Origin of the sequence: Streptomyces clavuligerus, from assembly GCF_005519465.1 — a bacterium.
GTDB lineage: Bacteria > Actinomycetota > Actinomycetes > Streptomycetales > Streptomycetaceae > Streptomyces > Streptomyces clavuligerus.
The window spans coordinates 3,642,006-3,661,255 of record NZ_CP027858.1; the positions used below are offsets into that span (position 1 = coordinate 3,642,006).

Below are 19,250 nucleotides of genomic sequence, written 5' to 3' on the forward strand. Positions count from 1 at the left end.
CGGCGGAATCCGCACCGATGGTGACGACCGCGTCCGCCCCCTCCCCCTACCTTTTTCACGTGACCCAGAAGACCCGCAGCCCCGAATACGAACTCGCCGCCGGAGCCGTCCGAGGACTCCCGCCGGAGCTCTTCCACGATGCCTTCGCCCACCGCCCGCTGCCCCGGATGAGCACCGACGGGCCCCTGACCGGCAGGCTGCCCGACGGCATACGTGGCGCGGTCGCCTGGCTCCCGCACGCCGTGGTGGCCGCTGTGGCGATGATGGCGCTGTGGATATCCGCCGTGCTCGTGAGCGCGACATCACTGGTCTCCGCCGGTGCCGGTCTGGTGATCGGGGTACTCCCCACGGCCACCCTGCTGCTGGCGCTGATACGGCCGGTCGGGGCGTTCTGGATCTCCCTGCTCTCCACCCCGGTCGTGTCCCTCAGCTCCTCCGACCTCTGGCCGTGGTCCCTTTCGGGATTCCTCTGCCATCTGGGCGTGCTGGTCCTCGCCGCGCTGCGGACCCGGCCGGGGATCGCCGGCTGGATGTGGGGGCTGACCGCGCTCTACACGATGCTCGCCCAGATCTTCCTGGGCGGGGGCGCGCCCCCCAACTCCCCGCTGATGCTGTTCTTCGCTGCCGTGCTCCTGCTGATCACCACGCTGGTGCACATCCGGCGCAAGGCCGAGCGGGACGTCGCCGCCGAGCAGTCCGTGACCGCCGTGGAACGCGACCGCCGCACCCTGCTGGAGGAGCGCACCACCATCGCCCGTGAGCTGCACGACGTCGTCGCGCACCATATGTCCGTCGTCGCGATACAGGCCGAGGCCGCGCCCTACCGGGTGGAGAACCCGCCGCCCGAGCTGGAGAAGGCGTTCGCGACCATCCGGGAGAACGCCGTCGCCGCCCTCACCGAGCTGCGCCGCATCCTCGGGGTCGTCCGCGCGGAGGACTACGAGGCCCCCGACGCGCCGCAGCCGGTCCTCGCCGATCTGGACACCCTGCTCGACAACGTCCGCGAGGCGGGTCTGACCACGCGGAAGACGGTCACCGGCGCGGTGCGGACCCTGCCGCAGGGCGTCGAGCTGTCGGCGTACAGAATCATCCAGGAAGCCCTGTCCAACACCCTGCGGCACGCCCCGGGCTCCACGGCGGACATCGAGGTCAGCTATGTGCTCGGCGGGCTCGGACTGCGGATCGTGAACACCGCACCGCAGGGCCTGGTGAAGCCCTCGCCGGGGGCGGGCCACGGACTCACCGGCATGAAGGAGCGGGTGTCGATGCTGAACGGCGGTATGACCCACGGGCCGACCGACGACGGCGGCTACGAGGTCACGGCCTTCATCCCGGTGCCGCTGGACGAGGAACCCGCCCGGGACAGGGCCATGGACGCGGCCCCGTCGGCGGATGGGCGCACGGGCGGGGAGGGAGCAGCCGCATGACCATCAAGGTGATGATCGTCGACGACCAGATGATGGTCCGGGAGGGCTTCTCCGTCCTGCTCAACGCGATGCCCGACATCGAGGTCGTCGGCGAGGCGGTCAACGGCCGGGAGGCCGTCACCAAGGTCGCCGAGCTGCGCCCCGACGTGGTGCTGATGGACATCCGGATGCCCGAGCTGAACGGCATCGAGGCCACCCGCGAGATCGCCGCCACCCACCCGGAGGCCAGGGTCCTCGTCCTGACCACCTTCGACCTCGACGAATACGTGTACCAGGCGCTGCGGGCGGGCGCCTCCGGCTTCCTCCTCAAGGACGCCTCCGCCCGGCAGCTCGCCGAGGGGGTGCGGGTGGTCGCGAGCGGTGAGGCGCTGCTCGCGCCGACCGTGACCCGGCGGCTGATCAACGAGTTCTCCAAGCTGGCCCAGGCCCCCCGGATCGCCTCCGTCGCCCAGCTCGGGGAGCTGACCGAGCGCGAGACCGAGGTACTGGCGCTGATCGCGCAGGGGCTGTCGAACGCGGAGATCGCCTCCCATCTGGTGGTCGCCGAGTCCACGATCAAGACCCATGTCAGCCGGATTCTGGTGAAGCTGGGGCTGCGGGACCGCACCCAGGCGGCGGTGTTCGCGTACGAGGCACGGCTGGTCACCCCGGGCTAGCCGAAGCCGTGGCCGAGGCGTGCCTACTGACTGGTCACAAGCGGGTGGAGGTTTGCGCTCCGCTCTGGCCGCCCACCGCCGACGAGGGTTAGCGTCCGCATATGAGCGCACTTTTCGAGCCTTGGTCGCCCGCATTCGTCGCCGATCCCTACCCCGCCTACCAGCGACTGCGGGAGACGGGACGGGTCCACTGGTTCGAGCCCACCCGGCAGTGGCTCGTCCCCCACCACGAGGATGTCTCGGCGCTGCTGCGGGACCGCAGGCTGGGGCGGACCTATCTCCACCGCTTCACCCACGAGGAGTTCGGGCGGACGGCCCCGCCCGCCGCGCACGAGCCGTTCCACACGCTCAACGACCACGGCATCCTCGATCTGGAGGCCCCGGACCACACCCGCATCCGCAGGCTGGTCACCAAGGCGTTCACCCCCCGTACCGTCTCCGCGCTGGAGCCCACCGTCCGCAGGCTCGCCGCCGAGCTGGTCGACGGGGTGAAGCGGGCGGGCGGCGGCGATCTGCTCGCCGATGTCGCCGAGCCGCTGCCGGTGGCCGTGATCGCGGAGATGCTGGGCATCCCGGAGTCCGACCGGGCGCTGTTGCGGCCCTGGTCGGCGGATATCTGCGGGATGTACGAGCTGAACCCGTCCGAGGAGACGGCCCGCAGGGCGGTCACCGCGTCCCTGGAGTTCTCCGCGTATCTGCGGGAGCTGATCGCGGAACGGCGGACCCGGCCCGGCGACGACCTGATCACCGCGCTGATCGCCGCCCACGACGAGGGCGACCGGCTCAGCGAGCAGGAGATGATCTCGACCTGTGTGCTGCTGCTCAACGCGGGCCACGAGGCCACCGTGAACACCACCGCGAACGGCTGGTGGACCCTCTTCCGCCACCCCGATCAGCTCGCCGCGCTCCGGGCCGATCACACGCTGCTGCCGACGGCGATCGAGGAACTCATGCGCTACGACACCCCGCTCCAGATGTTCGAGCGCTGGGTGCTGGACGACATCGAGATCGACGGAACGGTCATCCCGCGCGGCTCCGAACTCGCCCTGCTCTTCGGCGCCGCCAACCGCGACCCCGCCCGCTTCCCGTCCCCCGACACCCTCGACCTGACCCGTGCCGACAACCCGCACGTCACCTTCGGCGCGGGCATCCACTTCTGCCTGGGTGCCCCGCTCGCCCGCATCGAACTCGCCGCGTCCTTCGGCGAACTCCTCCGCGAGACCCCGACGCTGCGGCTCGCGGCCGAGCCGCAGTGGAAGCCGGGGTATGTGATCAGGGGCGTCCACGCGCTCCCGGTGGAGCTGTAGCGGCGGCGCGGCTCAGTCGACGCAGAACTCGTTGCCCTCGATGTCCTGCATCACGATGCACGATTCGTCGCCGCCGTCGTACAGCAGCCGCACCCGCACCGCGCCGAGCGGGAGCAGCCGCGCGCACTCGGCTTCGAGCGCGGCGAGGCGCTCCTTCCCCACGAGCCCGGTGCCGACCCGCACATCGAGGTGCAGCCGGTTCTTGGCCACCTTGCCCTCGGGAACACGCTGGAAGTACAGCCGGGGCCCCACCCCCGAGGGATCGACGCACGCGAACCAGGCCCCCCGCTCCTCCGGAGGCTGGGCCTGCCAGTACTCGTCCCACCCGCCGAACCCGTCATCGGGCGCCGGTACGACGTACCCCAGCACCTCGCACCAGAAACGGGCGAGACGTTCGGGTTCCGCGCAGTCGAAAGTGACCTGGAACTTCTTGATCGATGACATCCACGCACCATAGCCAGGGGGTTGAGCCCGGCGCACTCCCTTTACGGCCGTGCCGACGCAGGTGCTCAGGGGGCGATCACGGGGTGTCCTTTCCGCGCTGCGGATTCCGGCCGCGAGCCGTACGCGTTCACACGGTCCGCAGGCCGCGAGTAGCGTTCGGTGGAGGCTCCACTCCGTCGGACAGGACGTTACGACCATGCCGTACGAACTGGAAGAGCAAGAGGCCATCGGCCGCCGGATCAAGCGTCGGCGGCTCGCCCTGGGAATGCCCCAGGCCGACCTCGGGGCCGCTGTCGGCCAGTCGCAGGGCTGGGTGTCCAAGGTCGAGAAGGGCCGTATCGAGCTGGACCGGGCCGCGCTGATCAACAGCATCGCCGCCGCGCTGCACTGCCACCCGAACGACCTGATCGACCGCCCGTACGTCGGCACCGCGCCGGAGAACCAGTGGCAGCCGGCCGCCGCGTCCATCCTGCGGGAGCTGCGGCGCTATGACCTGACGCCGGTCTTCGACGGCACCCCCCGCCCGTCCGGCACGCTGTGGCAGGACATGAGGCGGCTGCACCGGCTGCGGGACGCGGCGGCGAACGTGGCGATCCTCCGGAGCCTTCCCGACCTCCTGCGGGAGGCGCAGGCCCTGGCCGAGGTGGCGGCCGGGCACGAGCGGGAGGAGGCGTTCGGCATCTACGCGGTGTGCTGCAAGTTCGCCCATACCGCCGCCCATGCCCTGGGCCATCCGGAGCTGGTCGCCATGGCCTGCGAGCGGGCCGTGTGGGCGTCCCGGCTCTCCGGTGACCCGGTGCTGCCGGCGGTGGCGGACTGGATGCGGATCTGGGACATGTGGGCCACGGCGAGCTGGGCCGACTGCCTCGCGCTGGCGGACAAGGCGCTGGGCGGGATCGAGCGGGAGTACGAGCGCGGGGACGCGCTCGCGGTACGGGCCTGGGGCAGCCTCCAGCTCCGGGCGGCGGTCTCCGCCGCCCGAGCGGGCAACGCGGGCGAGGCCGACCACCGGATCGGCCTCGCCCGGCAGGCCGCGACGCGCCTGCACCTCCCGGAAAGCGCAACGGTCGAGGACCGGCACTCGCTGACCTTCTCGGCGGGCAATGTCACCATCCACGGCATCAGCGTCGCGCTGGAGCTGAGCGACCAGACCACGGCGCTGCGCCGGAACGAACAGGCCGGGCCCGAGGAGATCGCCGCGCTCCCCAACTCCCGCCAGGGACACCACCGGATGGACCTGGCCCGTGCCTGGCTCTGGGAGGGAGACCGCCACAAGGCCCTCGGAGAGCTGCGGCAGGCCGAGGCACTCGCCCCGCAACTGGTGCGGAACCACCCCATCGCGCGGGCGACCCTCCGCAGGATCATCCACGCCGAACGCACCGCTACACACGAGCAGTTGCGCGGCATGGCAAACCGCTTTCACCTGAACGACCAGGAGTTGTTCTCCTGATTCGTGTTCGGCGGCAACGGCCGAGGACCCCGGCGCGAAGACCTCGTCCATGACACCGGCACGAGCCCGACCGACATCGTGAGCCGAAGCGTACGAAGGCCCACTCGACGCGGGCGCCGCCGGGTGACCGCGCCCCGTGGACGTCGTTGTGCAGATCCAAGGGGCGAGGCGATGGGGAGATCCCGGCCGTCGCCCCCGCACCCCCGGGTGGAGGACGCCTTTTCGGCGTCGTGACGCCACCGGCAGAGCAGCCCCGCAGGGTGCCGATTCGGCCAACAAGGGTAAAACCAGGGCATGTTATGTGGTGCGAAGTACCGTGGTTCGGGAGAGAGGTGGGATCGATGACGCAAGAAATCGGCGACAACATCAAGCGCTACCGGCGGGCCGAGGGGCTGTCCCAGGAGGAGCTGGCCGAGAAGGCGGGGCTGTCGGTCAGCACGGTGCAGAAGGCCGAACAAGGGCGTGGTGCGGTGCGCACCCAGACGCTGCACACGATCGCCCGTGGGCTCGGTGTCACCACGTCCGCCCTGTTCGTGGCAGGCCCACCCGAACCGGTGGTCGGTGACGATGCCACGAAGCAGAGTCTGGTGGCCATCCGTGCGGCGCTGATGCCGCCCATCGGGATCGACGGAGTGCTGGTGGCATCCGTTCCGAAGGTCGGTGATCTGTCCGCGCTGCGGCGGAGGGTGCTTGCTATTCATGATCTTTACCGGGTGGACGACTACGACGCGGTCGCCAGGGCACTGCCTCATCTCCTGCGCGAAGCGGAAGCGTCCGTGGCGCAGGCCGACGGCGAGAGCGCCCGGCGGAAGGCCGAGCGGGTGTGGACCATGACCCTGCTGGTCAGCGGCAAGTACCTCACGCAGGTGCGTCAGTACGATCTCGCCTACGCGGCGCTCTCCGAGGCGATTCGGAGGGCCGGTGGTGCCGGGGACCGGACGATCGCGGCGACCGGGGTGGTCGGCCTGTGCTGGCTGCTGCTGCGGCAGGATCGTTTCGGTGACTGCTACGACCTGGCCGTCCGTACGGCAGAGGCGATGGAGCCCCGGTTCTCCGAGGTCGACCCCACTCGGGTGAGCCTCTGGGGGGAGCTGTGGATGCGCGCGGCTGCGGCGGCCGTACGGGACAACAGGCGTACCGAAGCGGCGGAAGCGCGGCGGATGGTCGCCCGTGCGTCGGCAGGGATGGTGAAGGAGGAGGGAGAGGGGACGTTCCCCTCGGTGTGGGGCAGCTTCGGGCCGGTCACCGCACGGATCAAAGCCATCGAGGACTGCTTGGTGCAGGGACACAGCCGGGCGGACGCCCGCGCCGTGCTCCGCCAGGCGGATCGCGGTGTTCTGCGGAGCGAGGCGCGCAAGCGCACGGGGAATCCCTCAGGTGCGAGCTGGGGGCGTCATCTGCTGGATGTGGCACAGGCGCACACCCTGCTGGGCGCCCACCAGGACGCGATGGAGACGCTCGTGGTCATCAAGGCGGACAGGGGAGAGTGGATCAAGCACCAGCCCATGGCGCGGCGCATGATGGCGGACATCCTCCACAACCGAAAGAGGGGCCTTACGGCGGAGATGCGCGACATGGCCGCTCACCTGGGAGTTGTCGGCTAACCATCGCGTTCCGTATCAGTTTGATCACCGAGCGCAGTGGTATCGATGCCGCTGCGCCGGTGGGCCGGGGGGCGCGCCTTCCCTACGGTCTTCATGTCTGGCCTCACACCCCAGGAGGCAGCCATGACCCACCGCAGCGACGCGGACCGTGCCCGCCGTCGCGCCCTGTACGACGCGGCAGCCGGAATCGTCGCTCCGCTGCGAACTCCGCCCCGGGCCGACGCCCTGCCGCACGACGCCGCAGGAGACGCGGCCCCTGCGGGTGGCCGGTGCTCCTGTCCGCCACGGAGCCCCCCGTGGAGCCATGCCGCGCCCGGGAGCCCCTGAGGCCCTGCGACGCCGTGGTTCGTCAGCACCCCCATCCGGAGATTGACCGTGCGTCAGCCCTTTCGCAGGGGGCCGGAATTGAACCCGTTCGATTTCGGTCCCTGCGACTGCCCCAAAGCCGACTGTCCGCTCAAGCCGAGCCCCCCTCAGGACGATCCCCCACCGGAATCGAAAGGTTTTCCGTGCGACCCCGAAAGCCCCAACGGCACTCCATAGCGAGCGCCCTGGCGATTTTCTCCCTGTGGGCCATCGTCCTGGGAGTCATCGCCTCCGGGATCGCACGAGAACTGGAAGCCCTCCGCCTGCCCGCATGACGGCGGCGGAGCCGTGAGACCCCCTCCGGGCCCCGGCCGTCCGCACCGGCCAGGTCCGAAGGGACGGGGGAGCGCCCCTGCGCCCGTGCTCCCCGGCCCCGGCCGTCCCATCGCCCCGTCAGGGACGGCCGGGGCCACCCACCCGTGAACGCAAAGCGCCCCGACAGACCGCGGCAACGGTCCATCGGGGCTTCCACCGATCAGCCACCTGGAGCTGAACGACATGCGCGATGCTATCGCCCGTGCCCTCGCCTGGACACTGTCCCTGTTACTGCCCGCCCGCAGCCGACACCGCACCACCACACCGGCCGCCACCACCCCCGCGCCCGTATCGCCCTGGACACGCCCCTGGCCCGGCCCCAGCAGCGCCACGGCCCGCGCGATCTTCACCGCGCCGGAGACCCGAGGACTCACCCCGGAGCAGCGCGAAACCTTCTACGCGACCGCCTGGGCGGAACTCGGATACGCCTACTCCCACGACGTCGCCATCTCCGACGTCCACCACGTCACCACGGCGGTCGCCTGAGGCTCATCGATCGGCACCCTCCCGCACCGGGACGGCCCGGCCCCGTGGTGGGGGGTGCAGGGTCGTCCCCGGAAGGGACCGGCGGAGAATCACCCGCGTCCAGACGACGGACGCCCGGTCTGCCGGCCCTGAGGAGTCGAGCCCGGAGGCCCCCACATCCCGCAGCCGACGACCGACCCGAGCAAATCAAGCCCGTCCGGCGTTTGAGGACGGACCCCGCACCCAACGCAAGGCTCACGCGCAAGCCGACGGACCGGGGCGCCCCCGGCCCTCGTCAGGCCCGGCGGCACCCCGTCCGTTCCGCGGCGGATCAGCTGAAGACGATCATCGAGCCCTGCCCCAGGCTGCGGGTCGCCGCCGTGTGCAGGCCCAGCCAGACATGGCGTTCCCGGGCGAAGGGGCCGCCCGCGTCCGGAGGAGCGGGCGCGGGTTCCTCCAGGGTGGTGGGGCGCGCCGGGGGCGCGGGGGGCGCCGGGGGGTTGGACGGGTCGATGCCCAGGGACGGGGCGACGAACTCCAGCTCCCGCAGCAGGCCCTGCGTGGAGCCGAGCGGACCGCCCCCGTCCAGCAGCGCGTCCGTCGCGAGCGGTGCCGCGAAATCGACCGGGACATAGGCGCCCGCGTGGTCGTAGTGCCAGACGAGATGCGACTGCTGGGCCGTCGGCTCGAACATCTCCAGGAGCTGTTCGTAGTCGCCGCCGAGTTCGTCCACCGGCGTCACGGCGAGACCGCAGAGCCGGAGCAGATAGGCGCGGCGCAGAAAGTGCAGGGCGTCGTAGTCGAACCCGGCGACCGGGGCGACATCCCCGGACAGCCCCGGCATGTAGGAGAAGACCGGGACCGTCGGCAGCCCCGCCTCCGTCAGGGCCTTGTCATAGGACGCCAGCTCTTCGGCGAAGGGGTTGTCGGGGCTGTGGCACAGCACGTCGACGAGGGGGACCAGCCAGAGGTCACAGGCCAAGGGGGACTCGCTCTCCAACGGGGTCGGCACGGTCGGACGTCGCACCGCGGTGACACCGTCGCACAGGAAGCCCGGTCACGGCAGCGGGGCGGCGCTCTTCCGTCTCACTCCCGTTCATTACCCGGCAGACGGCCGACATCCCACACCCAGACCCCGCCGGTGTGCACGCCCGGCCTGCCGAGCAGTTGTTCCAGGGCGGTGTACAGGGCGTGGTCGTTGTACTGCGGGGGCAGCACCACCACCCCCGCGCGCCACGCCGCGAGGTCGGCCCGGGCCTGGGCCCGCCACTGGGGGCCGAGTTCGGGCACTTGCCCGGTGTTGCGCACGTCGGACAGGAGGTTGGACGTGTGGCGGGGCGTCGCGCCGTAGATCCCGATGCGGTCGGGGCCCCAGGGGCCGTTGAAGTATCCGCCCGCCAGGGAGAAGCCGAGGCCGGTCGACGACTGCCAGTGGAGGGGGTCGGCGCCGCCGGGTCCCGGCAGCGGCACGGTGATCATGGACTCGCCCTCGGCGAGGTACGGGCGGTACATCCCCTCGGTGATGAAGGCGGGTACGGGCGCCCGCTCCCGTACCGGGTACGGCGTCGGCAGTATGGGCAGCAGCGCGCCCGCGACGGCGAGCAGCCCCACCGCCCGCACCGCGTGCGCCCGTGCGGGCCGCGCACCCGGCACCGCCCGGGCCGCCCGGGGCGCGGTCAGCCGGTCGGTCGCCAGCGCGACGAGGATGCCGAACACGGGGGCGCAGATCATCGCCACCCGGGACTCGATGACGGACTCGAAGAGCGGCAGGTTCGCGAGCGCCCGCCACGGACCGGTGAGTTCCACGTCCGTGAACGGGATGCGGAACGTCACGCCCAGCGAGAGCAGCGCCGCCGCGAGCGCGGTGAACGCCAGCGCCTTGACCAGGGCCAGCCGCCGCAGCCGGACCACGATCACGGCGGTGAGCAGCAGCAGCGGCCAGCCGAAGAACGCGTTCTGCTCGGTGCGGTTCATCGCCAGCGGGTCGGCGGTCGCGTCGCTGCCCGCGAGGGAGCGCCCGGCGAACTCGACGAACGCGAGTGGGCTGTTGTGGGTGTTGTCGCCGTGCATGACGTGCGTATAGCTCTGCGGCCCGAAGAACTGCCAGCCCAGCGGGAAGCCGACGATCGGCAGACAGACCGCGAGCCCGATGAGGGTGCCCCGCAGCAGGGGGCGCCACACGGCGGCGGCGACATCGCGCCGGAGGACCGCGTACGCGAGCGCGAACAGCACCATCCCCATCGCGGCGAGCAGCAGCGCCTCCTCGCCGAGGAAGATCTGGTACGCGGTGAACAGGCCGAGGAGGACGCCGTCCCGGACGACCCGCCGCCCCTCGCAGAGCCGCAGCGCGCGGTCCACGATCACCGGGAGCATGAAGAGCGCGAGGAAGTTGGGGTGCGCGTTGCCGTGGGAGATCATCGGCGGCGCGAAGGCGGCGAGCGCGGCGCCGGTGGCGGCGGCCCAGCGGTTGGCGACCAGGCGGCGGGCGATGAACCAGTACCAGGCGACGGCGGTGGCGGCGAGCCCGCCGGTGAGGACGAGGGCCCAGGTGACGGTGGGTCCGAGCAGCAGCGTCACCGGGGTGAGGGGCACGGAGAGCCCCAGCATCACCGTGTTGGCCATCAGGTTCACGCCCTCGGGATGGCCCTGGAGGGTGGTGAAGAGGGGGTTCCGCAGCTCGGTGATGTTCGCGGCGGTGACCCGGAAGAACCACTCCCACTGGTTCTGGTCCTGGCCCGCGTCCGCGAGATAGCCGCGGTCGAGGTCGGCCCAGAGCTGGTGGTAGAGCACGCCGGACGCGAGCAGGAAACCGAGGACGATCACGAGGTCCACCGGGCGGACCGACGACAGCGACGGACGTGACGACGGCGACGACGGCGACGACAGCGACGACCGTGACGACACCGGCGCCGGGAACGCGCCCGGCGCGCGCAGCCGCAGCAGTTCCAGCAGCACCCGGCCGTAGTCCAGCGGGCGCACCTTGGAGCCGGGCCGGTGCGACCACCGCACGGGGACCTCGGCCACCGGCCAGCCCGCGCGCCGGAAGTGCCGCAGGATCTCCACGTCGATGCCCCACCCGTTCAGCCGGGAGTCGGCGAACGCCGCCCGCGCCTTGTCGCCGTCGAAGAGTTTGAAGCCGCACTGCGTGTCGTGGATGCCGGGCACCGCGACCGTGCGTATCAGCCGGTTGCCCATCCGGCCGAGCCATTCGCGGACCCGCCACTGGTGGATCTCTATCAGCGACTCGGGGTGGGCGCGGGAGCCGATGGCGGCGTCCGTGTCCTCGGCGGACAGCAGTTCGTCGAGCCGGTCCAGCTCCTCGATCGGGGTGGCGAGATCGGCGTCGGTGACGAGGACCCGGCGGCCGTAGGAGGCGAGGACACCGCGCCGCAGCGCGTCGCCCTTGCCGTGGTTCGCGCCGTCGTGCGCGGCGACCACATGGATACGGGGCTCCTCGGCGGCGGCCTCCCGGGCGACCCGGGCGGTGCCGTCGGTGGAGCCGTCGTCCACCACGATCACCTCCCAGGTGCGGTGGGGGTCGGCCGACAGATGGGCGCTGATCGCGTCGAGAGTGGGGCGGAGCCTGCCCTCCTCGTTGTACGCGGGGACGACGACGCTCAGGTCCACGTCGCCGCGGGACGCGGCCGGTACGGGCGCGGGGTCCGGGTGGTGCGGGGCCGTGGTCATCACCGCTCCCGCCGTTCCCCGTGGTCCGGCCGTGGTGGCGGTGGACCGGCCGGGGCCTGGGCCCTGGGGGAGGTGTCCGGGTGTCCGAGGTGGTCCAGCCAGGCGAGGGCCCGGTCGTGGTGGGCCTCGATGACCGCGCGGGCCGCTGTCAGGTCGCCGAGGGTCATGGCGTCGACCAGCTCCTCGTGTCCGCTCCACAGCCAGCGGCGACGCTCGGCGTCGGCCCGGAGGTGCGGCACGGCGAAGACCCACGCCTGCATCCGGAGCCTATGGAGAAAGTCAGATATATACGGATTGGAGAGGAGTGATCCGAGTTCATGCCAGAAACGCAGGTCGTAGCCGATATGGATGTCCAGATCGCCGCAGCGGGCCGCACGGGCGGCCTCGTCGGCGCGGCGGCGCACGGCGACCATGGCGACCGCCTGTGTCCCGGTGTGGCCCCGGCGTTCGGCGTGCCGGATCACCCCGTCCAGGACGAGGGAACGGGACTCCACCATCGCGCGGTAGTCGGCGGCGGTGAAGTGGCGCACCTTGAAGCCCCGGTGCTGGTCGCAGTCGAGCAGCCCCTGGGCGCTGAGGTCCACCAGGGCCTCCCGGACCGGGGTCGCGGAGACCCCGTACTGCTCGGCGATCTGTTTGACGGTGAACGCCTGGCCGGGTACGAGCCGTCCGGCCAGCACCTCGTCCCGCAGCGCGTCCGCGATCTGCTGCCGCAGGGTGCTGCGGGTGACAGCGGCAGTCGCGCCGTTCGGTCCGGGGCCGGGCATGGGTGGCTCTCCTTCGCCAAGGTGGTCCCGGACACGATAGGCCAGTCGGTATGTGGACCAAGTGAGGCGCAAATGGCGGAAAGTGGTGCAGAAGGAGCGTTCCAGGCGGCCACGGGGGACGGGCCCGCGCGGGGCGGTCCGGCGCGCGAGGCGGAGGTACGGGCGGCCTTCGCCGGGCTGATACAGATCCGGCGGCTCACCGGCGCCGCGCCCGCGCCCTGGGAGCGCGGGCGCATGGTGTGGGCGGTCGCGCTCGCGCTGGAGGCGGCGGGCGTTCCGGCGTCGGCGGTGGACGCGGACGGCGAACGGACGGAGACCGGCTACCGGGTCCGCGCCTCGGACCGGCCGGGCGCGGTGCGCGTGGAGTGGACCGGCCCGCCGGGCGAGGGGGCGCGGCTGTCGGCGGACGAACGGCTGCGGGAGTGCGCCCGGGTGCTGGCGGAGGCGGGGTGGGAGGCGCTGCTCTACCGGGGCGCGGGCGGCCGGCGCTTCCTGGAGGTGGAGGCCGGGGGGTGAGCCCCCCCGGCCCGGCGGGGCCCGCCGGGCCGGGCGGAAGCCGGGGCGCGGCGGGCGGGGTGGCGGCACCGGGGGCCTGGAGCCGTGGGTCGTGGCGGCCGGGTACGCCCGGTCGGCCCCGATGCGGTCGGGCCGGGCTGCCCGGGGCCTGGGAGCCAGATCGGTGACCGGGGGTGCGGGGCGGGGCCGGCCCCGGTGCCCCGCCGGGTGTGGCCGGGCCGGTGGCGGCAGCGAGCCCGGAACCCCGCCGGGTGGCACCCGCCCGCCCGGGGCCACCCCTCACGGGCGGGGGCTCAGCGACCGGCCGGACGGTCCGTCCGGACGTACACCCCGATCCGTTCGCGGCTCACCAGCCGCTCCTCCACCAGCCGGAAGTGCCGGTCCAGAACCTCCCGCTTCACGGCGTCCGAGGCCCCCGCGCCCTGGGACTTCCCGGTCCGGTCCTGGAGCACCACCACCCGCCCGGGGTGGCTCAGCAGCCGCTCGCGGACGACGGCGGGCGGGGCCTCCGTCCCGTACAGGGTGTCCGAGGCGCGCGGCGTGCGGTCCAGGGAGAGGTCGCGCAGCCCCCGGAAGGAGTCGCCGGGCGCCAGCGTCCACACCCGCCGCTGCGCGGTGAGGAAGAGCACCCCGTCCCCGGGCCGGGCCAGCCGCTCCACGGTCCCCGCGACCGCCGTCGCGTTGTCGGTGCGGCTCGCCGGGGAACGCAGCCCCGGCCCCTCGATCGCGAGATGCAGCAGCGCCGCCGCCGACACACCCGCCGCCACCAGCCTCGACCAGTACCGGTCCAGGACCGTGCCCAGCAGCAGCGCCAGCCCGATCGCGTGGAACAGGACATAGCGCTCGGAGTAGAGCGGGTGCACGAAGGACACCGCGAGCAGCAGCCCCCCGGGGAGGACGAGCAGCGGCAGCGCGAGCACCCGCGCCCGGGAACCGCCGGGGAGCACCGCGCAGACCAGCCCCACGAGCACCAGCACCGCGAACCGCGTCAGTTTTGATGTGCTCGGCTGTTCGATCCACGCCACCTGCCCCGACTGCGTCATCGAGAGCAGCGCGAGCGGCAGCAGACCGGCGACCACCGCCGTCGCGGCCCACAGCCACCCGCGCGGCGGCCGGAGCGCCCCCGGCGGACGGCCGAGCCACAGCGTCACCCCGTGCGCGAGCAGCGCCAGCACCGCGAACTCGTGCAGCAGACAGGCGCCCAGCAGCACCGCCGCGTACGCCCGCCACCGCCGCTCCAGGAGCAGCAGCGTCGCCCAGGCGACCAGCGCGCACACCAGCGCGTACGAACGCCCCTCCTGCGCGTACCGCTGCACCACGGGCAGCAGCGCCAGCGCCAGACCGGAGAGGAGCCCCGCCCGCGGGCCCGCGAGCCGCAGCCCGATCCGCGCGACCAGGGCGGCGGTCGCCGCCGTCGCCAGCACGGACGGCAGCCGCAGCGGGACCAGCCCCTGGTCCCAGGCCGTGAACACCCCGTGCATCAGCAGGTAGTAGAGGCCGTGGACGGCGTCCGCCGCGCCGAGGGTCCGCCAGATCTCCGGCAGCTCCCGCCCGGCCATGTCCCAGGTGACCGCCTCGTCACCCCACAGCGTCCCCTCGCGCTCCAGTCCCCACATCCCCAGCAGCAGCGCCAGCGCGGCGGGCGGCAGCCAGACCTGCCAGGGCGCACGGGTACGGGCGGCACGGACGGGACGGAGGGCACGGGGGGTGGAGCGCCGCCCCGGCGGCAGCCCGCGCCAGGAGCGCCGGAAACGCGGGGAGCGCGGCGGCGGGACGGGAGCGGTCGCGGTATCGATCATGCGTCGAGTCCATCGGCCACGGCATTGATAAGCAGGCCCCCCACGCCGCACCCATCAATTGATTTACGCTCCCGGGTGACCGTCGGTGGGGACAGGTCGACGGTCCGGGGCCGTACGGGGCGGGCCGGAACGCACAGGGGCACGGGGACGACCGCCGCACGGCGGCGGGGCGGCCGGGACACGGCGAGGGGACGGGGCACGGGGATGGGACGCCGGGAGAAGCCGCTGGACTCCGCCGACGGACCGGTGGAGTCCTTCGCGAACGAACTGCGCGCGCTGCGGCGGTCGGCGGGCTCGCCCACCTACCGGGCGATGGCCGAGGGCTCCCCGTACTCCGCGCCCACCCTCTCCTCGGCCGCGTCCGGGGAACGGCTCCCCTCGCTCCCCGTCACCCTCGCCTACGCGGCCGCCTGCGGCGGGGACCCCGACGAGTGGGAGCGCCGCTGGCACCGGGCCCTCGCCGACGATCCCGTGGTGGCCGTCGAGGACGGCACCGCCGCCCCCTACCCCGGGCTCGCCCGGTACGGGACGGACGACAGCGACCACTTCTTCGGCCGGGACGAACTCGTCGCCGATCTGCTGGAGCTGACCCGGCACCACCCGGTCGCCGCCCTGGTCGGCGCCTCCGGCAGCGGCAAGTCCTCGCTGCTGCGCGCGGGACTGGTCCCGGCACTCCGAGGAGCGGCACGCGCGCCGGGCAGCACGGCGGCCGGACCGGAGGAAGGGCCACAAAGCGCACCGCAAAACGCACCACAGGGCGCACCCCGGAACGGCGGCCCCCGGAGCGCACCGCAGAACGGCGCACCGCGGAACGGCTCGCGGAACGGCCCGGCGGACGGCGTCCCCCGGAACGGCCCGGCGGGCCCCCGGAACGGAACGGCTCCTTCCGTCATCCGCGTCTTCACCCCCGGACCCACCCCCGCCCGGACCCACCGCGCCCTGATGACCGAGGGCGCCCTGCTCCTCGTCGACCAGTTCGAGGAGGTCTTCACCCTCTGCCGGGACCCCGCCGAACGGAACGCCTTCATCGAGCTGCTGACCGGCTCCGGCTGCCGGGTCGTCATCGCGGTGCGCGCCGACTTCTCCGGGCGGTGCGCCGAACACCCCGCCCTCGCCGCCGCGCTCAAGGAGTCGGTGCTGCTCGTCGGGGCGATGACCCCCGAGCAGCTCCGGGCGGCCGTCGTCGGCCCCGCCACGGCGGAACGGCTGATCGTGGAACGGGCCCTCACCGCCCGGGTCGTCGCGGACGTCGCCGACGAGCCCGGCGGGCTGCCGCTGATGTCCCACGCCCTCCTGGAGACCTGGCGCAGACGGCGCGGACGGACCCTCACCGTGGCGGCGTACGAGGCGATCGGCGGGGTCCAGGGGGCCATAGCCCACACCGCCGAGGAGGTCTTCGGCTCGTTCACCGGCGCCGAGGCCCAGGCCGCGCGCGAGCTGCTGCTGCGGCTGATCTCCCCGGGCGACGCCACCGAGGACACCCGCCGCTCGGCCGGGCGCGCCGAACTGCTCCGCGCGCCCGAGTCCGAACAGGTCCTGGAGCGCCTGGTCCGGGCCCGGCTGCTCACCGTCGACGACGGCACCGTCGACCTCGCCCACGAGGCCCTGATCCGGGGCTGGCCCCGGCTGCGCGGCTGGATCGAGCGGGACCGCGACCGGCTCCGGCTGCACCGCAGGCTCACCGACGCGGCCCGCACCTGGGACCGCCTCGGCCGGGACGAGGGCGCGCTCTACCGGGGCGCCCAGCTCGCGGCGGCCCGGGAGACCTTCGGCACCCCGCAGGACCGGCCCGCCGCCGACGGCTCCGCACCGCCCCCGGCCGGGCGGAGCGCCTTGCGCCGCACCGCCCGCCGCGTCCGCCGCTCCCGGCTGCTCGCCGACCGCAGGACCCGCGCGGGCCGCGTCCGCGCCCCTCGCCGCGACCCCGCCCCGCTCGGCACCGAGGCCGTCCTCACCCCGCAGGAACGGGACTTCCTCGCCGCGTCGCTCCGCTCCCACGACGCCGCCCTGCGGGCGACGGCCCGGACCACCCGGCGGCTGCGCGCCCTCATCGCGACCCTCTCGGTCCTGCTCTGCCTCGTCACGGTCGCCGGGCTCGCCGTCTGGAGGGACAGCCGGGCCGCCGACCGCCGCGCGGTGGAGGCGGAGGCCCGGCGGACGGCCGAGACCGCGAACACCCTGCGGGAGTCGGACCCGGCGCGCGCGCTCAGGCTCAGCGTCGACGCCTGGCGGAAGGCGGACACCCCGGAGACCCGGGAGGCGCTGTTCGCGGCGGCGGCACAGCCGGACTCCACCGTGTACCGGGTCGCGGACGGGCAGTCGTTCCCGTCCGGGGTGCGCCACGACCTCAGCGCCGACGGCCGCAGCCTGCTCACCCTGGCCCCCGACAACAGCGAGATCTGGGGCGTCGGCGGCCAGTTGGAGAACCAGGCCGTGCCCGGCCTCGGCGGAAACCTGAAACGGCTGGTCGCCATCGTGCCCGACCACCGCTTCGTCGCCCTCGCCACCGCCCGGGGCATCCGGATGTGGGACCTGGTCCAAGGGCGTTTCACCGGACCTTCGTTCGGGCCGCGCGCGAGCGGGGTCCGGGGCTGGTTCGCCCCCGGGGGCGAGGTGCTCGCCGCGCGGGCCCCCGGCGGCCCGCTCCAGGTCTGGGACACGGCCACCGGCCGGGAACTCCTCGACACCCGCGACACCCGGCCCGGGACCGACCGCGTCCGGGTCGCCCCCGGCGCCGGGCTGCTGGCGTACTGTCCGGAGGAGGGGCCGCTGCGGATCTGGGACATCGGCGCCCGCCGGGCCCTGGACACCCCCTGGACGGACCGCCTCGGCGGCGGCTGCGGCCCCGGGGAGTTCCGCTTCACCCCCGACGGCCGGGCTCTCGCCTTCGCCACGGCGACGGGCGTCCGCACCGTCGAGGTCCGCACCGGCCGGGAACGCCCCCGGATCACCACGGACGGCCTGCCCCAACTCGCCTTCGGCACCGGCGGCGCGCACCTCGCCACCCTCACCCCGACCACGCTCCAGATCTGGCGCACGGAGGCGCCCGACTCGCCCGTCCTCCATCTGCCGATGAGCGGTATCACCCGTTCCGATCTCCGGCTCGACCTGGCGGAGGGAGCCGTCCGCTTCCGTGAGGGGGAGGAGTCCGCCCTCACCGTGCGGACCGTGGCCGTGGACACCACCACGTCCCGGACCTGGGAGCCCGCCCCGCTCTCCGCCGCCGCCTTCGACGAGGACGCGGAGGTCCTGGCCACCGCGCGCTCCCGGACGTACGAGCTGCGCCACGGCGACGGACGGCCGCGGCAGGGCTTCGGCTTCCCCGAGGTCGGGGAGTGCGCCGCGCCCTGCCGTCCCCTGATGGCGCTGCACGGCTCGGGGAACGTCTTCGCCCGGCTGGACGCCTCGGGCCGGGTCGTCGTCCACGACCTGGACCCGGATACATCCCGGCAGTTTGACTCCTTCCCGGCGGAGGAGCGGCGGCCGGCCGAGTACGTCCTGCCGCCCCGGCCCGGGGTCACCGGGATGGCGTTCCTCCCGCCCGAAGTCGCCGACGACACCCTCGGGGTGTCCTGGTCGACACCCCGGCGGACCGCCTTCGAGACAGCCGCCCGGCAGGACGACGGGTACGGCTTCGGCTGGGCCACCGCGCACGACAGCCGCGCGGGCAGGGTGCTGACCGGGCTGCCGGACGGCCCCGGCTACCTCACCGACCGGCGTCAGCGGGTGCTCACGGACCTGGGGGACGACTCCGCGGCCTTCCTGCACGGTGAGGGACGGGCCGTCTCGGTGGCCTTCTCCCGCGAGGGCCACTTCGTGGCGATGGCCGACGGGGGCGGCCGGGTCACCCTCTGGGACGGCTTCGGTGAGAGGCGCGCCCGCGTGCTGGCCCCGGGGGAGGGGCGTCCGCCCGGGAGCCGGGCCGAGCCGCCCGTCGCGTTCGCGTTCTCCCCGGACGGCGCGACCCTCGCCGTCGGCGACGCCCGCGGGGGGATACGGCTCTGGGACACCCGGCGGAACCGCAGCGTGCCGCTGCCGCCCGCCGACGGCCCGGTGCTGGCACTCGCGTTCACCGCCGACGGGAAGGCGCTGCGGGTGTCGACCCCGCATGTGGCGTCCCGTACCCATGCGCTGGACCCCGCGAAGGTGGCCGAGTCGCTCTGCCGCCGGATCGAGGCCCTCCCCTGGACCGCGTTCGCGCAGGAGGACGACTCCTACCACCCGGACTTGCAGAGGTGCTCGTCCTGACCGCGCGCGGGGCCCCGGCACCTGCCCTGACCGTGCGCCGGGCCCTGCGCCTGTCCCGACCGCGCGCGGGGCCCCGGCACCTGCCCTGACCGTGCGCCGGGCCCTGCGCCTGTCCCGACCGCGCGCGGGGCCCCGGCATCCGTCCCGACCGCGCGCGGGGCCCGGCACCCCGCCGCGTCCGGCGTACGGCCGGGTCCGG

General features: G+C 73.6%; 14 protein-coding genes. 9 read left to right on the plus strand and 5 right to left on the minus strand.

Annotated elements, in window-relative coordinates; genetic code table 11:
* Positions 1-17: 17 nt before the first annotated feature.
* The 3 genes from CRV15_RS15285 to CRV15_RS15295 all read left to right on the plus strand — a co-directional run bounded on the left by CRV15_RS15285 (position 18) and on the right by CRV15_RS15295 (position 3,390).
* The gene (locus tag CRV15_RS15285; RefSeq protein WP_003960957.1) at positions 18-1,427 is read left to right on the plus strand and encodes a sensor histidine kinase; all 1,410 of its coding nucleotides are present in this window, start codon (positions 18-20) and stop codon (positions 1,425-1,427) included.
* Positions 1,424-2,083 carry a response regulator gene (locus CRV15_RS15290; RefSeq protein WP_003955112.1) on the plus strand — a complete coding sequence of 220 codons (660 nt, stop codon included), beginning with the start codon at positions 1,424-1,426 and terminating at the stop codon, positions 2,081-2,083. Before CRV15_RS15285 ends, CRV15_RS15290 begins: the two co-directional genes overlap by 4 nt.
* A 101-nt stretch (positions 2,084-2,184) precedes the next feature.
* Positions 2,185-3,390: a cytochrome P450 gene (locus CRV15_RS15295; protein WP_003955113.1), complete on the plus strand. Its 1,206-nt coding sequence runs from the start codon at positions 2,185-2,187 to the stop codon at positions 3,388-3,390.
* 12 nt (positions 3,391-3,402) lie between these two features.
* On the opposite strand, the gene CRV15_RS15300 is transcribed toward CRV15_RS15295, so the two are convergent.
* Positions 3,403-3,834, minus strand: coding sequence for a VOC family protein (locus CRV15_RS15300; protein ID WP_003955114.1), 432 nt, complete (start codon positions 3,832-3,834; stop codon positions 3,403-3,405).
* 196 nt (positions 3,835-4,030) lie between these two features.
* Here CRV15_RS15300 and CRV15_RS15305 point away from each other — a divergent pair, with 196 nt between their 5' ends.
* From CRV15_RS15305 to CRV15_RS15320, 4 genes are all read left to right on the plus strand, one after another.
* Entirely contained in the window at positions 4,031-5,284 is a 1,254-nt protein-coding gene (locus CRV15_RS15305) for a helix-turn-helix domain-containing protein (protein ID WP_009996657.1), read from the plus strand.
* Between the two features lie 341 nt (positions 5,285-5,625).
* Positions 5,626-6,888, plus strand: a complete 1,263-nt coding sequence (locus CRV15_RS15315) for a helix-turn-helix domain-containing protein (RefSeq protein WP_003955117.1) — start codon at positions 5,626-5,628, stop codon at positions 6,886-6,888.
* Positions 6,889-7,397: 509 nt separating this feature from the next.
* A complete protein-coding gene (locus CRV15_RS37440; RefSeq protein ID WP_003955118.1) occupies positions 7,398-7,529 on the plus strand; it encodes a hypothetical protein in 132 nt (43 codons plus the stop codon).
* 223 nt (positions 7,530-7,752) lie between these two features.
* Positions 7,753-8,055: a hypothetical protein gene (locus CRV15_RS15320; protein ID WP_003955119.1), complete on the plus strand. Its 303-nt coding sequence runs from the start codon at positions 7,753-7,755 to the stop codon at positions 8,053-8,055.
* A gap of 310 nt (positions 8,056-8,365) precedes the next feature.
* Here the strand turns inward: CRV15_RS15320 and CRV15_RS15325 are convergent, their stop codons facing one another.
* From CRV15_RS15325 to CRV15_RS15335, 3 genes are all read right to left on the minus strand, one after another.
* The gene (locus CRV15_RS15325; RefSeq protein ID WP_003955120.1) at positions 8,366-9,016 is read right to left on the minus strand and encodes a hypothetical protein; all 651 of its coding nucleotides are present in this window, start codon (positions 9,014-9,016) and stop codon (positions 8,366-8,368) included.
* Positions 9,017-9,120: 104 nt separating this feature from the next.
* The gene (locus CRV15_RS15330; protein WP_003960954.1) at positions 9,121-11,721 is read right to left on the minus strand and encodes a glycosyltransferase; all 2,601 of its coding nucleotides are present in this window, start codon (positions 11,719-11,721) and stop codon (positions 9,121-9,123) included.
* On the minus strand, positions 11,721-12,488 hold the full coding sequence (locus tag CRV15_RS15335; protein ID WP_003960953.1) for a GntR family transcriptional regulator: 768 nt from the start codon (positions 12,486-12,488) through the stop codon (positions 11,721-11,723). The genes CRV15_RS15330 and CRV15_RS15335 overlap by 1 nt, the downstream gene beginning before the upstream one ends.
* A 72-nt stretch (positions 12,489-12,560) precedes the next feature.
* Between CRV15_RS15335 and CRV15_RS15340 the strand changes: the two genes are divergently transcribed.
* Entirely contained in the window at positions 12,561-13,004 is a 444-nt protein-coding gene (locus CRV15_RS15340) for a hypothetical protein (protein WP_003960952.1), read from the plus strand.
* Between the two features lie 293 nt (positions 13,005-13,297).
* On the opposite strand, the gene CRV15_RS15345 is transcribed toward CRV15_RS15340, so the two are convergent.
* Positions 13,298-14,803 carry a glycosyltransferase family 39 protein gene (locus CRV15_RS15345; protein ID WP_003960951.1) on the minus strand — a complete coding sequence of 502 codons (1,506 nt, stop codon included), beginning with the start codon at positions 14,801-14,803 and terminating at the stop codon, positions 13,298-13,300.
* Between the two features lie 204 nt (positions 14,804-15,007).
* Here CRV15_RS15345 and CRV15_RS36310 point away from each other — a divergent pair, with 204 nt between their 5' ends.
* Positions 15,008-19,051: an nSTAND1 domain-containing NTPase gene (locus tag CRV15_RS36310; protein ID WP_009996654.1), complete on the plus strand. Its 4,044-nt coding sequence runs from the start codon at positions 15,008-15,010 to the stop codon at positions 19,049-19,051.
* Positions 19,052-19,250: the final 199 nt, after the last annotated feature.

Bases quoted from the DNA above. Each gene is read 5' to 3' on its own strand.
- CRV15_RS15320 (WP_003955119.1), top strand. From the start codon at position 7,753: ATGCGCGATGCTATCGCCCGTGCCCTCGCCTGGACACTGTCCCTGTTA.
- CRV15_RS15305 (WP_009996657.1), top strand. From the start codon at position 4,031: ATGCCGTACGAACTGGAAGAGCAAGAGGCCATCGGCCGCCGGATCAAG.
- CRV15_RS15315 (WP_003955117.1), top strand. From the start codon at position 5,626: ATGACGCAAGAAATCGGCGACAACATCAAGCGCTACCGGCGGGCCGAG.
- CRV15_RS15345 (WP_003960951.1), bottom strand. From the start codon at position 14,803: ATGATCGATACCGCGACCGCTCCCGTCCCGCCGCCGCGCTCCCCGCGT.
- CRV15_RS15285 (WP_003960957.1), top strand. From the start codon at position 18: ATGGTGACGACCGCGTCCGCCCCCTCCCCCTACCTTTTTCACGTGACC.
- CRV15_RS15290 (WP_003955112.1), top strand. From the start codon at position 1,424: ATGACCATCAAGGTGATGATCGTCGACGACCAGATGATGGTCCGGGAG.
- CRV15_RS15340 (WP_003960952.1), top strand. From the start codon at position 12,561: ATGGCGGAAAGTGGTGCAGAAGGAGCGTTCCAGGCGGCCACGGGGGAC.
- CRV15_RS36310 (WP_009996654.1), top strand. From the start codon at position 15,008: ATGGGACGCCGGGAGAAGCCGCTGGACTCCGCCGACGGACCGGTGGAG.
- CRV15_RS15295 (WP_003955113.1), top strand. From the start codon at position 2,185: ATGAGCGCACTTTTCGAGCCTTGGTCGCCCGCATTCGTCGCCGATCCC.
- CRV15_RS15330 (WP_003960954.1), bottom strand. From the start codon at position 11,721: ATGACCACGGCCCCGCACCACCCGGACCCCGCGCCCGTACCGGCCGCG.
- CRV15_RS15335 (WP_003960953.1), bottom strand. From the start codon at position 12,488: ATGCCCGGCCCCGGACCGAACGGCGCGACTGCCGCTGTCACCCGCAGC.
- CRV15_RS15300 (WP_003955114.1), bottom strand. From the start codon at position 3,834: ATGTCATCGATCAAGAAGTTCCAGGTCACTTTCGACTGCGCGGAACCC.